This is a genomic window from Streptacidiphilus cavernicola (assembly GCF_042510955.1).
Taxonomy (GTDB): Bacteria; Actinomycetota; Actinomycetes; order Streptomycetales; family Streptomycetaceae; genus Streptacidiphilus; species Streptacidiphilus cavernicola.
In genome coordinates this window covers 111,012-126,048 of record NZ_JBHFAB010000023.1, presented here as the reverse complement: position 1 = coordinate 126,048, position 15,037 = coordinate 111,012, and the positions used below count along the sequence as shown (strand labels likewise).

Annotated in this window: 12 protein-coding genes; 2 read left to right on the top strand and 10 right to left on the bottom strand. The window is 72.7% G+C overall.

Annotated elements, in window-relative coordinates:
- Positions 1-424: 424 nt before the first annotated feature.
- The gene (locus ACEZDE_RS26580; protein ID WP_380540899.1) at positions 425-1,516 is read right to left on the bottom strand and encodes a DUF5937 family protein; all 1,092 of its coding nucleotides are present in this window, start codon (positions 1,514-1,516) and stop codon (positions 425-427) included.
- 99 nt (positions 1,517-1,615) lie between these two features.
- Here ACEZDE_RS26580 and ACEZDE_RS26575 point away from each other — a divergent pair, with 99 nt between their 5' ends.
- On the top strand, positions 1,616-2,944 hold the full coding sequence (locus tag ACEZDE_RS26575; RefSeq protein WP_380540896.1) for an MFS transporter: 1,329 nt from the start codon (positions 1,616-1,618) through the stop codon (positions 2,942-2,944).
- Positions 2,945-2,951: 7 nt separating this feature from the next.
- On the opposite strand, the gene ACEZDE_RS26570 is transcribed toward ACEZDE_RS26575, so the two are convergent.
- Positions 2,952-4,235, bottom strand: coding sequence for an MFS transporter (locus ACEZDE_RS26570; RefSeq protein WP_380540893.1), 1,284 nt, complete (start codon positions 4,233-4,235; stop codon positions 2,952-2,954).
- A gap of 81 nt (positions 4,236-4,316) precedes the next feature.
- Between ACEZDE_RS26570 and ACEZDE_RS26565 the strand changes: the two genes are divergently transcribed.
- Entirely contained in the window at positions 4,317-4,949 is a 633-nt protein-coding gene (locus ACEZDE_RS26565) for a CGNR zinc finger domain-containing protein (RefSeq protein WP_380540890.1), read from the top strand.
- Positions 4,950-4,999: 50 nt separating this feature from the next.
- On the opposite strand, the gene ACEZDE_RS26560 is transcribed toward ACEZDE_RS26565, so the two are convergent.
- From ACEZDE_RS26560 to ACEZDE_RS26525, 8 genes are all read right to left on the bottom strand, one after another.
- The gene (locus ACEZDE_RS26560) at positions 5,000-5,458 is read right to left on the bottom strand and encodes a hypothetical protein (RefSeq protein ID WP_380540887.1); all 459 of its coding nucleotides are present in this window, start codon (positions 5,456-5,458) and stop codon (positions 5,000-5,002) included.
- A gap of 147 nt (positions 5,459-5,605) precedes the next feature.
- Positions 5,606-6,307 carry a phosphotransferase gene (locus ACEZDE_RS26555; protein WP_380540884.1) on the bottom strand — a complete coding sequence of 234 codons (702 nt, stop codon included), beginning with the start codon at positions 6,305-6,307 and terminating at the stop codon, positions 5,606-5,608.
- A 127-nt stretch (positions 6,308-6,434) separates the two neighbouring features.
- Entirely contained in the window at positions 6,435-7,817 is a 1,383-nt protein-coding gene (locus ACEZDE_RS26550; protein WP_380540880.1) for a hypothetical protein, read from the bottom strand.
- Between the two features lie 35 nt (positions 7,818-7,852).
- Positions 7,853-9,964 carry a TraM recognition domain-containing protein gene (locus ACEZDE_RS26545; protein WP_380540877.1) on the bottom strand — a complete coding sequence of 704 codons (2,112 nt, stop codon included), beginning with the start codon at positions 9,962-9,964 and terminating at the stop codon, positions 7,853-7,855.
- A gap of 13 nt (positions 9,965-9,977) precedes the next feature.
- The gene (locus tag ACEZDE_RS26540; RefSeq protein WP_380540874.1) at positions 9,978-11,333 is read right to left on the bottom strand and encodes an ATP-binding protein; all 1,356 of its coding nucleotides are present in this window, start codon (positions 11,331-11,333) and stop codon (positions 9,978-9,980) included.
- A 24-nt stretch (positions 11,334-11,357) separates the two neighbouring features.
- A complete protein-coding gene (locus ACEZDE_RS26535; protein WP_380540871.1) occupies positions 11,358-12,896 on the bottom strand; it encodes an SCO6880 family protein in 1,539 nt (512 codons plus the stop codon).
- Positions 12,896-14,170: a hypothetical protein gene (locus ACEZDE_RS26530; RefSeq protein WP_380540868.1), complete on the bottom strand. Its 1,275-nt coding sequence runs from the start codon at positions 14,168-14,170 to the stop codon at positions 12,896-12,898. Before ACEZDE_RS26530 ends, ACEZDE_RS26535 begins: the two co-directional genes overlap by 1 nt.
- Positions 14,160-14,984 carry a hypothetical protein gene (locus ACEZDE_RS26525; RefSeq protein WP_380540865.1) on the bottom strand — a complete coding sequence of 275 codons (825 nt, stop codon included), beginning with the start codon at positions 14,982-14,984 and terminating at the stop codon, positions 14,160-14,162. Before ACEZDE_RS26525 ends, ACEZDE_RS26530 begins: the two co-directional genes overlap by 11 nt.
- Between the last annotated feature and the right edge of the window lie 53 nt (positions 14,985-15,037).

The following is a 15,037-nucleotide window of genomic DNA, read 5'->3' as shown; positions in this document are numbered from 1 at the left end:
GCCTCACAGCGCCGATGGTACTGCAGGGGGGACCCTGTGGGAGAGTAGGACGCCGCCGAACAACCATTACAAGTAACCCCCCTGACCTTGTGTCAGGGGGGTTACTTGCGTTCCAGACACAAAACAGACGGGTTGGTGGGGTCGGCCTTCACCGTAGAACACCTGGCGGCGCCGTCTCGCGCCTCCGGCGCACAGCAGCAACCACAACAAGGCAGGGCCCGGGGTGGTTCGGGTTGGTGAGTACTCACTCGCCGACCCGGCGGCCAGGCACCAACCCGAGCCTCGCCCCGGCTCCCGCGTAGTTGCTGCAGTGCGCCGCAGGCGCGAGACGGACCCGACACCGCAGCAACGGCGAAGGCCGACCCCACCCAACACAGCGCACCACACCAGACCGCACCGCCGGATTGAGCTCGTCCGCCGTCCGCTACCGCAGCAGGGCTTCCAGCAGGTCGGAGCCGAGGGCTGCCGCGGTCGTGGCGTCCAGCTCGTAGTGGACGTAGCGGCTGCGGCGGTGGGTGGTGAGCAGGCCGGCCTTGCGGAGTACCGCTAGGTGGCGGGAGACCTCGGGTGGGCTGAGTTCCCAGGCGGAGGCCAACTCGCCGGTGGTGTGCGGGCCTCGGGCCAGTGTGCGGACCAGGCGGATGCGAATCGGGTGGGCCAGGGCATCCAGGCGCTGCTGGATCTGTTCCAGCGGCACCGGTGCGGGGGAGCCCGCTGCTGATCCGGCGATCGGGTACTGCAGCACCGGTCGCCACCGCGGGGCGTGGACGCAGACCAGGTGCGGGCCGCCGAAGACCGAGGGGATGAAGGTGACCCCGTCGCCGACCGCGCTGGTGCTGTTGTCCTGCAGCTTGTCCATGACGATCCGCTGCCGGGGCTCGTCCAGGCTGAGAGCGGGGGAGACCGAGGCCAGGGTCTCGGCCAGGCCCCGATGGGCCAGCAGGTCGGCTCTGAGGCGTACGTCGGCGGTCAGTTGGGGCCTGATCCGCTGCCAGGTCTCGTTGAAGAACGCCGGGCCGCAGGCGGTCAGGGTCTCGCGCAGTCGGGCCCGGACCATGCCGGGGTCGGCCATCAGCCGGTCGGCGAACGCGGCCTGCTGCGGTCCGCGGGCCTGGGCGAGCTCCAGGGCGCGACCGCGTGAGGTCGAATCGACCAGTGGGGAAGGGGTGTTGAACAGCACCCGGTCCGATCCGCAGGTGGTGACGAGTGCGGAGGTCACGTAGGTGTCGTCGTCCAGCTTGTCCACCGCGTCCAGTTCCTGCTCCAGCGTGGGCGCCGGGTGGCCCGGCAACAGGAAGTCGGCGCGGGAGGAGCGCCATAGGAACTCCGCCTCGTACAGCCGCTCGGCCAGTTCCGGCCTGAGTGCGGCCCGGACCCTGCTGGCCCAGGAGAGGGCGGCCGGGTGGTGTCCCGGGGCGGCCAGCACATGCAGCATCGCCGTCAGCTCCGCGAGCGGGGAGACTGCGAACAGCATCCGCTCCGGTGGTACGCCGGTGATGTCGACAGTGAGGCTCATGCCCCTATCGTTGCAGCTCACAGTGGACATACGGGCGACGATTGACGGTGCCCGTCAATCCGCGTGACCGCGGCCGTGGGGCGGGGCGACGGTGTCGGCATGACCACCACCTCGTCGCGGACACCCGTCGCCCCCGTCCTGCCGCAGCGGCCGAAGCCCGGGGCGCTCATCCGGGCGTCCGGCGGGCCGCGTTACGCGGTGGCGTTGATCGTGGACGCCCTCGGCTCGGGCATGCTGCGTCCCTTTCTCCTGCTCTTCGGAATCCAGGTGCTGCACCTGAGTGTGGCCGGGGCGGGTGCGGCGATGTCGGTGGGCATGCTGGCCGGGCTCGGGGCGGTGCCGTTCGCCGGGCGGTGGATCGACCGCGGTGTCCGTACGGCGGCGGTGGCTGCGGCGATGCTGGTCCGGGTGCTGGGGGTTGCGGTTCTGCTGGTCACGCCGCTGCTCGGTGGGTCGCCGCTGTGGGGATTCACCACGGCGGCGCTGTTCCTGGGGATCGGCAACCAGTGCTGGACGCCCGCGCACGCGGCCTTCGTCAGCACGGTCGCCGAGGCCCGGTACCGGGACGCCGCGCTGGCCACCGGCCGGTCCCTGCGCAACGCCGGGCTCGGGGCCGGGGCGCTGATCGCGACCGTCAGCACGGCGGGCGGTGCGGGCGCGCTGCGGACAATGGCCGTGCTGACTGCTCTCGGGTATCTGGTGGGGGCGGGGCTGGTGCTGTCGCTGCGGGTACGGGTTCGGGTGCCGGTAGTAGAGGCCGGGATGCAGCCTGCGGCGCCGTCCGCCTCCGCGGGGCCGTCCGGTTCCCGTGGCCGTGGCCGGGTCCGGGTCCGGGGCCGGGGCCGTGCCCGGGGTCGGGGCCGGAGTCGGCTGACCGTGCTGGACGTCGCCAACCTGCCCTATGCCTTCTGCTTCAACGTGCTGGAGGTGGCGCTTCCGGCCTTCCTGGTCACCCGGCTGCATGTCGCCCCGGCCTGGTCGGCGGGCATCTTCGTCGGCAACACCGTGCTGGTCGTCGCCACCCAGATCGCCGTGGTGATGTGGTTGGCGCGCTTCGCCCGGCGGTCGGCGCTGGCCGCGTCCGGAGTGGTGCTGGCCGTGTCCTATCTCGGGTTCTGGGCGGCGGGGACGGTCGGAGGCTGGGGCGCGGCGGCCGGGATCGCCGCGGTCTCGGTGCTCTACACCGCCGGAGAGATCATGTACACCGGCAGCGCGACCGCGCTCATCGTCGCCAGCACTGATCCGGCTCGACTCGGATCAGCGCTCTCGCGTTTCCAACTCTCCAGCGGGATCGGCCTGGCGACCTCCCCCGCGGTGCTCACCCTGTTGCTGGACCGTGGTTCGGCTGCGCTGTGGGGGGTGCTCGCCCTGACCACCCTGCTCGCCGCGGTGGCCATCCGCCGCTGGTCTCCGGCAGGTCAACCCTGACGGAGCGTCATATCCCCACGCCGCTGCGGCGCTCGGTGGTCCAGTAGGCAAGACCGGCCAGCGGCAGGGCCGCGCCGAGCACCGAGACCGCGCTCCATCCGCGCGCATGGTAGGCCAGTGAGGCGAGTTCCGAGCCGGCCGCGCCGCCGAAGAAGAAGGTGGCCATGTAGACGCTGTTGAGCCGGGCCCGCGAGGCCGGGTCGAGTTGGAAGACGACCTGCTGGCCGAGGATGAGCGTGGTCTGCACCGCCATGTCCAGCAGGACGGCGGCGGCGCCCAGGGCGATCACGCTGTGTCGGCCGAACCCGGCCAGGGCGAAGGCAGCCGCTGCGGCGACCAGTGCCGCCGCGGTCATCGGCCGGACCAGGCCGCGGTCGGCCCAGCGTCCGGCCAGCGGGGCGACCGCCACGCCGCCCGCGCCGACCAGGGCGAACAGGCCGACGGCGATCTGCCCGTAGTGGAACGGGGCGCTGGTGAGGACGTAGGACACGGTGGTCCAGAAGGCGCTGAACGCCCCGAACATGGTGGCCTGGTAGAGGGCTCGGCGGCGCAGTGGTTCATGCTGTCGCGCCAACCGCGCGGTGGAGCGCAGCAGTTCGCCGTAGCGGATCCCGGTGGTCGGTCGGCGTTGCGGCAGCGCGGTGCGCAGGGTCAGAGCGAGCAGGGCCATCAGTCCGGCCGAGAGCAGGTAGACCACGCGCCAGTCGGTGGCGTCGGCGAGCAGGCTGCCGAGGGTGCGGGAGAGCAGGATGCCGGCCAGCAGTCCGCTCATCACCTGGCCGACGACGCGTCCCCTGCTGTGGTCGGGGGCGAGGTCGGCGGCGAACGGGACCAGGATCTGCACCACGACCAGGGTGGTGGAGAACAGCAGCGCGGACGCCAGCAGGACGCCGAACCCGGGTGCGAGGCCGGCCGCGACCAGGGCGGCGGAGGTGATGCCGAGCAGCAGGGTGGCCAGCCTGCGGTTCTCCACCCGGTCGCCGAGCGGGACCAGGAGCAGCAGCCCGAGGGCGTAGCCGATCTGGGTGACCGTGACCAGGCTGCCGGCCGTGGCGTCGTCGACGTGGAAGACGTCGCGGAGGCTGCTGAGCAGCGGCTGGGCGTAGTAGAGGTTGGCGACGGTCAGGCCGCAGGCGACGGCCAGCAGGATGACGAGTCGGCGCGGTGGGCCCTGAGGCGGGCCCTGCGACGTGCCCGGGGGAGTCGGTTCGGGGATGACCGGCGGGGAATTGCTGTCCTTGGTTGGCTGCGGGCCCTGGCTTGGACGGGCGTTGGGCGTCGGCGCTGTCATCCGCGTGTCCCCACTGAAGAACCGGTCATACCGGTTCTTCACGCTACCAGTTAAACCGGTTCGGACAGTAGGGTGTTCGTCATGACCGTCTCCAGCACCGGCACAGTGGACGCGTCGTCCGGCGCGGACGCCGACGTTCGGGCCCCCCGGTTCCGGACCGGCTCGGGGAGGCTGTGTCTGGACTTCCTGCGCACCCTCCGCCATCGCGGGACGCTCGACGCGATCGAGGAACTCGCGGACGCCGCAGCACTGTTGGCCTGGGTGGTGCAGTGCGGGCCGTGCGACCTGGCGGGTCAGCCCGCTGCCGTCGACGCCGGTCAGCTGCGCGACGCGCACAGCCTCCGCGAGGCGGTGTACGAGCTGGTCATGATCGGTCGGACTGACGGCGGAGTGTCCACGTCCAGCTTCCTGGCGCGGGAGTTGGTGAACCGGGCGGCCAAGTGCCCGCCTCCGGTGCCGCGTGTTGATGCGTCAGGAGCCTTGCTCTGGACGGCGACTGACGCAGTGGCGGCCACCATGTCACTGGTCGCGCGGGACGCGATCGACCTGGTCACCTCAGCTGCGCTGGGCCGGGTCAGGGAATGCGCCGACGAGTCCTGCAGCGCCCTGTTCAGTGACAACTCGCGTCCAGGGAACCGGCGTTGGTGCTCCATGGGGGCCTGTGGCAACCGGGCCAAGAAGAACGGCATCCGGAGCCGGGCCGCCGCGCGCTGACCCGTGGGAAGCTCGGCGGGCCAGCGACTCAGCAGCTCACTGCCCAGCGCTCAGCGGTTCAGCGGGATGCCCAGGGCGCGGAAGGTCACCCGCTGGTCGAACCAGAGCAGGCCGACCGTGACGCCCGTCATCACGAAGGCCACGGCCAGGTGCCCGGCGGCCGTGGTGACCTGGGCGCCGAGCGCGCCCAGAGCCAGGTGCACCAGCACCCGCAACGCGACCAGGCCGATCGCGATGTAGCGGGTGCGGCTGTTCTTCAGCATCGCCCGGATCAGCTTGCGGCGCTTGCCCAGCACCGTCAGCGAGACGGTGATGTTGACCAGGGCGAGGGCGACCAGGAACATCCATGCGTTCGGGTTGACCCTGAGCACGTCGTAGGTCCCGCCGAAGAGGCCTTCGAAGGCGAAGAACCAGGCCGGCAGCGGCCGTATCTGCGGCGGCTCGGTGACGGTCGGCGCGGTCGCGGTCGGCTCGTTGGCGGTCGGCTCGTTGAACGTGGCGGTGGTCATGGTTGCTTCCCCCTGGGGTGCGGTGCCGGCTCCCTGCCGACGTGCATCAGTTTCGCGCGGGCCGCGGCCCCGCCGTCAGGGTAGCCCGTCCCGTCCTGGTCGGTACATTTGTCATGCGGTGGCCGTGGGAGGCGTCATTCTCGCAGCTCAGCGGTCTCGCAGCTGAGCGGTCCAGGCGTCGGTGTGGGCCAGGGCGTACCCGGCGTCGGCGAGGTAGAGCCGGTGGTGCCCGTCGGCCAGGTGCCGGGCGAAGGCGGCGTCGCCTGCGGCGGCCCGCTCGTTCATGAACCGGACCAGCGCGTGCAGCCGGTCGGAGACGGTCCGGACCAGCACCGCCCGCTCGTCCGGCCCGAGCCCGTACTCGTCGGCGAACAGCCGTAGCCGTCGGCCCTGTTCGGCCGGAGGCAGGGTGCCCTCGTCGCTGCCGGGCGCGTGCAGCGGGACGAAGCGGTACACCGTGTAGGCGACGTCCCAGACCCGGGGTCCCGGGTGCGCGGTGTCGAAGTCGATGAACGCGACCGGGAGCCCGTCCCGGAACACGCAGTTGTACGTCGCCGCGTCACCGTGGCAGATCACCTCGGCGGGTTCGCGCGGCGGCAGCTGCCAGACGTCCTCGGGGCGGCGCGGGAAGTCGGCGCTCGCGTCGTGCAGGGCGCGGAGCAGGGTGGCCGCGGCCCGCAGCGCCTCGTCGGAGCGCATCGCCGCCGACAGCGGGTAGTGGCCGACCTCGCCCGGGACGAAGTCCAGGATCTCCCTACCGCCGTCCTCGGTCAGCCCGTGCGCCCGGGGCGCGCCCGCGAAGCCCCGGGCGGCGAGGTGGTCGAGCAGGCGGTGGACGGTCGGGGTCACCGGCCGACCGGGCGGCGGACGGTGTCGCCCAGGCGGCTGACCGGGTTGACGCCGCCGCCGGCGAGGAGTTCTTCGCGTTCGTCCATGCGCCGAGCGTAGGAGGTCCCGGTGCGGATGTCGGCGTGATTTACGGCTGCGGCGACGCGTCGCCTTCGTCGTCGCCTTCGTCGCTGTCGGCCGGGGCCTTGGTCAGGTCGACCGGAGGCTCGGCGTCTGCCGCCGGCGGGACCGGCGGCTCCGTGCCTTCCGCCGATGGCTTTGCGTCCACCGGAGGCTGCGGTGCCTGCGGCGGAGTCGGTTGCGGCATCGGCGGCGTGCCCGCGTTCGCGTTCGCGTTGGCCTGGGCGAGCAGGGCCACGTCCAGGCTCTCCCGGCGGATGCGCCGGTCCATGTAGAGCAGGCCGTTGCACAGGGGGGCCAGCGGCAGCGTCAGCACCAAGACCAGGGCGATGGCCACCCACATCATCAGGTAGAACACCACGACCGGGCCCACCGGGAAGGACTGGTTGTCGGCGCCGCTGTCCGGCGGGATGGTGGCGGCCAGGGCGATCATCCCGATCACCACGAAGGGGACCAGGACGATCTGCGACGCGGCGGAGCCGATCAGGTTGACCAGGTAGGGGATGCCCAGGCTGCGCCACCAGGCGCCCTCGTTGAGCCGCCAGGCCCGTGCGAACGCAGCCATCGGCTGCTCGCTCTCCACCACCAGGACCGGGGTCAGCAGCACCAGCCTGACCTGCGCGTACACGGCGAAGCCGAGCACCGGGATCAGCAGCAGGCTTAGCAGCAGGAAGGCCGCCGGACTGTTCGCGCCGACGCCGACGCCGATCGCGAGGCCCAGCACCAGGCCGGCGGCCAGGAAGGCGCCCGCCATCAGCAGGAAGTTGTCCCAGGCCACCCGCCGGAGGTGCGGACGCGACTCGCGCCAGGCCTGACGGACTGTCACCCGCTCGCCCAGGACCGCGTGCCGCAGCACGCCGGTGCAGACGGTCGAGGCGACCACGTAGCAGGCGAAGGAGGCGACCAGCACCAGCAGGACGGCCACACTGCCGAGGATGACCAGCTCGGCTATCAGCCCGTCGCCGGGCTGGTAGTCGGGTATGTCGTCGGCGTTGGTGACGACGGTCCTGATCGGGCTGTACGCGACGGCGGCGAGGACGCCGCCGAGGACGGACGCCGCTCCGGCCACGATCAGCAGCGGGACGTAGATCGGCGCCAGGTAGCGCTTGAGGGTGCCGAAGACGCCGCTGATGATGTCGCCCAGGTTCAGCGGGCGCAGCGGGATGACGCCGGGCTTGGGCGCGGTCCGCACATAGCCCCAGCCAGGGCCGCCAGGGCCGCCCGGTCCGCCGGGACCCTGCGGTGCGCCGTAGGGGCCGCCGCGGTACGGGCCGCCTCGGTACGGGCCCCCGCCGTAAGGACCGCCGCCGTACGGGCCGTTGTAGGGGCCGTAGTCGCCGCGTCCGCCGCCGGGCGCGGCCGGACCGCCCCACCCCGAGTTGCCGCTCATTGCTCCGCGTCCTCCGCCTTGGTCCCCCGTCGCCGCTACTTCGGCACCGTGTGGCCCCCCGAGGGTACGGGAGCGCTCGCGGCCTCCGCACGCCCCCCTGAGGGCCCGGCCACGGCACCGGCCGCGAAGCGCTGAGCGGGACGGCGGGCCGCCAGCAGCAGCACTTCGCCCTCGGCCAGCGCCCCGTCGGCCAGCGCAGCCGCGGTCTCCGGCGGAGCGGTCTGCAGCGAGTCCAGCAGGGCGGCCAGCTCCGGGCCGCCGAGCGGTCCGGCGACGGCGCGGGCGTCGGCGTTCGTCCACAGGCTGTGGACGGAGCGCTCGTCCCAGCGCGAGCGGGCCTGCTCGGCGGAGCGCAGCACCGCGACCCCGCCGAGGCCGAGCGGTCCGCCGCGGGCCACCAGTTCCGGCAGGCCGGGGAACGGCGCCACGGCCGCGACCTGGTCCAGCACGCACAGCAGCGGCGGGTCGAGCCGACCGGCGGAGGAGCGGACGGCGGTCCTGCGGGCGCGTTCGACCAGGTCCTCGACCAGCGCGGTGAGCAGCGGCATCGCGCTGCGCGGGGCCTGCGCCGTCCCAGTGGAGCGGGCTACCCGGCTCTCGCTGGCCCGGCCCAGCAAGTAGAGGGTGCCGCGGTTGTGGAGCAGCGCGTCCAGGTCGAGGCCTTCGGCCGCCGAGGACGGGGCGCAGGCCTGCTGCACCTGCAGTTCCGACAGCACGTCGAGGGCGTCGAGGATCCGGTCGACCGCCGCGTCCCGCTGCTCGGTGGCGTGGGTGAGCAGGGCCTGCAGCTCGCCGTCCCAGCCGTCGGCGGCGCGGTGCGGGTCGGCGGACCGGAGGATCGCCAGCGCCTCGCCCCGGCCGCTGCCCGAGGCCCAGCGCTGGACGTGCCGGAACGGTCGCCCGTCCAGCGCGGCGGCGTGCAGCCAGCAGCGGAGCAGGGTCTGCGCCGTCTCCCTGACGCCGCGTTCGCCCGACGACTGCGCGTCGGCGGGGCCGCCGCGGTGGGTGGGCGCGAGGAGCGCGCGGGCGCGGGCGGCGGCGGTGGCCGGGTCGTCGCAGTGGTCGTGCGGAGCCCACCGGACCCGGGTCTCCGGGTCCGGCACCTCGTCGACCAGCCGCAGCGGGTCGAACAGCCGGGCGTCGCGGTGCGGGGGCCTGGCCTCCCACAGGGCGAGGTCGTCGGTGACGACCAGCACCGGGCCGGTGGCGGTCCGGACGGCGCGCTGCAGCAGGTGCCGTTTCGCGGCGGTCGCGGCGGGGTCGGGCATGAGCAGCACAGTCATCCCTGGCGGGAAGCCGGACGGAGCGAGGGCTTGCGGGGCGGCGGGGGGCGGGGCGGGTAGGGCGGAGGCGAACGGCGCAGGGGCGGGTGCGGGTGCGGGGGTGGTCGGGGTGACGAACGGTGCGGGGGTGTGGGCGGGATCGGTGAACGGCCCGGTTGTGGTGGACGGTGCAGCGGTTGGCGACAGCGATGTGACGGTCGCGGGGTCGCCGGGGTCGCCGGGGGCAGCGGGAGCGGTGGTGCCGGGGGCACCCGCAGGCGCTGCGCCGCCGGGGCGGGGAAGCGGCAGCGTGGCCTGCTCCCACCCCGTCCCCGCGCCGTAGCCCGCCGAGTCGGCACCCTGGCCCTGGCCCTGACGTGCCGTCGGCCGTTCCCGGTCGGCCGAGGCCTCCCCGCCCCGCGCGCTCCACTCGCGCTCGCGCTCCCGCTCCCAACCCCGCTCTCGTTTCTGGTCGCGGTCTCCGCGCTTCGCGGCGCGTAGTCGGGTCCACGCCGTGAGCAGCGTGAGCGCCAGTGCGATCAGCAGGGCCAGCAGCACGAAGAAGGTCACCCAGAACGCCGTGGGCGACGGCAGTTCACCGGGTGGGGTGTCCGGCCAGGCCGCGGCCATGCTGTTGGGGGCGGTCGCCAGACCGCGGATCGCGTGCGGGGTTCCGCTGAACGGCAGTGGCCGCGGCAGCCCGCCGTGCTCCAGCAGCGCGCCCAACGCGGTCGAGAACCAGACCAGGGCGGTCGCCCCGAGCAGCGTCGCCAGCAGTCCGACGATCGCCCCGTCCGGTATCCCGGCCCGGGGCGGCGGCGGCCCCTGCCGCCCTCCGGGTGGGGTGGCCGGCGGCCACGACCTGCCGTTCATCGACGACGCCATGGGCCCGTCCTCCTCACGCCGCCGGGTCGTCGGCCAGCTGTTTCGACGCCCGGGTGCGCTCGATGATGGCGTCCTCGGTCATCGCCCGGTCGGTGAAGACCAGTGGTCGCTCATGCTCGGTGATCAGGTGTTTCACCACCTGCACATTGCCGTTGACGTCCCAGACCGCGATGCCCGGCGACAGCGTCGGGATGATCTCCACCGCCCAGCGCGGCAGCCCGAGCACCTTGCCAGTGGCGCGGGCCTCGTCGGCCTTCTGCATGTAGATGGTCCTGGTGGAGGCCATCTTCAGGATCGCCGAGGCCTCGCGTGCCGCCGCTCCGTCCATCACGTCGGAGAGGTGGTGCACCACCGCGACGAAGGACAGGCCGAGCCGCCGGCCGAACTTCAGCAGCCGCTGGAACAGCTGGGCCACGAACGGGGAGTTGATGATGTGCCAGGCCTCCTCGACCAGGAAGATCCGCTTCTTCCGGTCCGGCCGCAGCCAGGTGTGCTCCAGCCAGACGCCGACGATCGCCATCAGGATCGGCATGGCGATGGAGTTGCGGTCGATGTGCGACAGGTCGAAGACGATCAGCGGCGCGTCCAGGTCGATGTCGGTGGTGGTCGGGCCGTCGAACATGCCGCGCAGGTCGCCGTCCACCAGCCGGTCCAGCACCAGGGCGACGTCCAGGCCCCAGGTCTGGATGTCGTCCAGGGAGACCCCGAGCGCGTCCACCGAGTCGGTGTTGGGGTTGCGCAGGGTGTCGATGATGTCGCCGAGGATCGGCTGACGCTCCGTCACCGTGGCGATGACGTGGGCGTGCGCGGCCTTCAGCGCGAAGCCGGCCCGCTCGTCCAGGCCACGGCCCATCGCCACCTCGATGATGGTGCGCAGCAGTGCCAGCTGCCCGGTCAGGGTGATCGCCGGGTCCAGCGGGTTGAGCTTGACGCCGCCGCTGAGGGCGGCCTGCGGGTCCAGCCGCACCGGAGTTATCCCCAGCGCCCGCGCGATCAGGTTCCACTCGCCGACGCCGTCCTCGCCCTGCGCGTCCAGCACCACCACCTGCCGGTCGCGGAACCGCAGCTGGCGCAGCACATAGGTCTTCTCCAGCGCCGACTTGCCGTTGCCGGACTCGCCGAGGACCAGCCAGTGCGGGGCCGGCAGCTGCTGGCCGTAGAGCTGGAACGGGTCGTAGACGTAGCCCTTGCCGCTGTAGACCTCGCGTCCGATGATCACGCCGGAGTCGCCCAGGCCGGGGGCGGCGGTCGGCAGGTAGACCGCCTGGGCCTGCCCGCTCGACGTGCGGACCGGGAGCCGGGTGGTCTCGGTCTTGCCGAAGACGAAGCTGGTGAAGGCGTCGGACAGGCCGCCCACGGGTGCTGCCATGCGGTGCCTCCAGGGGGCGGTGGGTTAGCGGCGGATGCCGGTGGCGAAGGGAAGCGTGTTCACGAACGCCCGGTGGTGCTCGCGGTCGCACCACTCCAGCTTCAGGTAGCTCTTGCCGGCCGAGGCGCGGATGGTCCGCTTGTCGCGGGCCAGCGCCTCCGGCGAGCGGGAGCTGACGGTGATGTAGCCGACCAGGTTGACCCCGGCCGCGCCGGAGGCTAGGTCTGCGCCGCGCTGGTCGACCCGGCCGCTGTGGGCCGAGTCGCGCGGGTCCACGGTGCGGTTCATCTTGGCGGCGCGGCTGGCGTCGGCCTCGTCGTTGGTCTTCTCGGTCAGCATCCGCTCGATGGCGACGTCGGTGGGCTCCAGGTCCATGGTCACCGCGACCGTGCGGATCACGTCCGGGGTGTGCACCAGCAGCGGGGCCAGGAAGTTGACGCCGACCGGGGTCAGCGGCCACTCCTTGACCCAGGCGGTGGCGTGGCACCACGGCTCACGGGTCTCCGACTCGCGGGTCTTCGCCTGGAGGAAGTTGGCGTGGGTCGCGTCCAGCTCGGCCGGCCAGGCGTTGCGCTTGGACATCGCCTGGATGTGGTCGATCTGGTGGTCCGGGTCGTACATCGAGTGCAGCAGCGAGGCCAGCCGGGCCTGGCCCAGCGGCTGCCGGACCCGGATGTCGGCCTCGGCCAGCCGGGCGCAGATGTCGGTCAGCTCACGCGCCATCACCGCGGCCAGCCCCTCGTCGCCACGGGCCCGGGTGTGCGCGGTACGCCCTATGGCGTGCGCCTCGGCGGCCAGCTCGCGGGTGTACGGCATGCAGGCGACCAGATAGGCGCGGTGCTGCTCGGAGGAGGTGGACACCATCGACTGCAACTGGTCGTATGAGTCCTTCAGCCACTGCGGCGAGTCCGGGTCACCGCGCCGGGCGACGTCCTTGGCGTGCGCGTCCGGGTCGGCCGGGAGGGTGCGGGCCAGCATCTGGATCCGGGTCACGAAGCCGTCGCCGTTGGCGACGTGCTTGAGCAGCGTGCCGAACCGCTCGACCAGGGTCTCCTGGTCCTCGGAGTCGCGCAGGCCGACGCCGGGGCCCTCGATCTCGATCGCGGCGGTGACGGTCCGCCGGGTGAGGTGCAGCAGCACCGACACCTCGTCCGGCCCGAACGGCGCGGCCAGCCAGCGGATCCGGCCGATCCCGGGCGGCGGCCCGACCTCGACCTCGCGCCCGTCCAGCCGGGTACCGGCCTCCGGCGCGGACGACTTGTAGGTCGCCGCGGAGCCGCGGACGGTGCGCCGGTAGCTGCGGTTGATCTCGGCCCACTTGTAGAACGTCCGCTTGCGGTAGGGCAGGTAGACGATCGCGAAGGCGACCAGCGGGAAGGCCAGCAGACCGAGGATCCGCAGCGGCAGGATCGGGACGACCAGGCCCCACATCATCCCCAGGAACGCGCCGAAGATGATCAGGAAGACCTCGCCGCTCTCGCGGTTCTTCCCGACCACGGCGTTGGGTTTCGCCTTGCCGAGCAGGTAGGTGCGCCGGTAGCCACCGACGGGTTGGGTGGTCACTACGGCTGCGCCCCCTTGTTGCTGGTACCGGTGCCTGCGGGGGCCCGGTGGCTGCCGGGTCCTCCGTTCTGCTGCGGGGGCGCGGTGGCCCCCGTACGGGATCCGTGCGCGGCGATGCCCGGGGCGACGCTGCCGCCGCCGGCCCCGCCGACTCCGGCGGACGTGCCGCCGCCCTGCTCGGACTCGCGTCCGGCGTGGGTGTTGATGCCCTGCTTCATGAAGTTCGCCGGACCGTTCACCACGGCGGAGCCCGCGGACACGGCTGAGGCGCGGGCCTGCCGCATCGCGGCCATGTCGTCGCCGAAGCCGGGGACGAAGCGGTAGATCGCGGTGCTGGCGAAGATCGAGAGGAACAGGATCGCCAGACCGGCCAGGACGGTGGAGAAGGCGTCGTTGGCGCCCGCGTTCGACGCGATCGCCCCGGCCAGGCCGAGGATGATCACGATCACCGGTTTGATCAGGTCCACCGCGACCATCAGCCCGGCCCAGCGGCGGACGTGCTTCCACAGCTGCTTGTCGACCAGCCCGGCGTAGACGGCCGTGCCGAGGAGCGCGCCGACGTAAAGCATCGCGGCGCGGATCAGCATCTCCAGCCAGAGGACGGCGGCGGCGAGGATGGCCACCAGGGAGACCAGGACCTGGATGATCGGGCCGCCACCGAGGTTGCCGTTGGTGAGGGTGTCGGCGAAGGTCCCCAGGTAGTTGGTGGTGTCCGTCTTCGTGCCCGCGGCGATGGCGGAGGTGATGCCGTCGGTGGCGCTGACGACGGTGTAGAGGATCAGCGGGGTGAACGCGGAGGCGATCACGGTCAGCCAGAGGAAGCCGACGGCCTCCCCTATCGCCTGGTGCAGCGCCGCGCCGCGGGCCGCGCGCTTCGCCACGGCGAGGAGCCAGAGGACCAGGGTGAGGAAGGTGGAGGCGGCGAACACGACCGCGTACTGCTTGAGGAACGAGGGGTTGGTGAAGTCGACGTTGGTGGTGGTGTTGATCCCGTCGGAGAGCTTCCGGACGACCCAGGCGGCTGCGGTGGCGCAGCCGTTCGCGAGGGACTGCAGCGGGTCCAGCGAGGAGGGCAGCGGCGAGGTGGAGTTCCCGCCGGACGAGCCCGCGTTGCAGTAGGCGTTGCCGCCCGGCCCGGGGAGGGGGATGCACTTGCTGCTCGGTGACGGCGACGGCGATGCCGCGTAGGCGGCGTTCATCACGCTCAGCGCGGCGAGCTGGACGGCGGCGAGCGCCGCGCTGAACGTCGCCGCTCGGCGGAGACTAGCGGGCATAGCTGAACCCTCCGAACTGAGTGGCGGCGCCGGCGATGTCCTGGGCGGACGAGACCACCTGGCTGCCGGTGACCGGGGTCGGACCGTCCTTGGTGGACACGTCCAGGACCTTCCAGTCGCTATCGGACCAACGCAGTCGGATCGTGCTGGTCTGCCAGTACTCGGTCACCGGCGCGGTCGAGTTCGCCCCCGCGAGCCCGGTGAGGCCGGTGGACCAGACGTCCACGGTCGCGTTCTGGCCGTTGTAGTCGTCCGGCTTGGCGCCGACCGGGATGGTGCGGGAGACGAAGGTCAGGCCGCTCGGCCCCTTGCCGTCCTGGAGGCCGAGCTTGGCGCCCAGCGCGGCGTACGACGGATCGAACCGGGCGAGCAGCGCGTTCGCCGCGCCGGGGTCGGCGATGGTGGAGACGATCGCCTTCCGCCCCGCCGCCGCGTACATCTCCGCGGACCCCAGCGCCACCGCGTAGTTCACCGCGGCGGACTGCGCGCCCTCGCTGGTGTGCGGGAAGCCGACCGCGATCCCGTTCCGGGTGGTCGTCACCGGCTTGGTGCCGGTCGCCGTGGTGGAGTTCCCCGTGCCGCCGCCGTTGTCGGAGCTGGTCCCGGAGCCGGAGCCGGAGCCGGAGTCGCCCGAGCCGGTCGTGGTGGCGTTGCCGCTGGTGCGGTTCAGCACCGCGACCGCTCCGACCAGCACCGCGACCACGGCCAGCACCGCGACCAGCGTCCGCAGGGGTCGCCGGGGCGCCGGCTCCGGCGGCTGTTCGCCCGCCGGGTACCGGGTACGCGTGTGCGGCTGGTCGTCGGGCACGGACACAGCGGCCCCCTTGGGACGAGAGGGTGGGCAGGAGAAGGGACGGAGGGACGGAA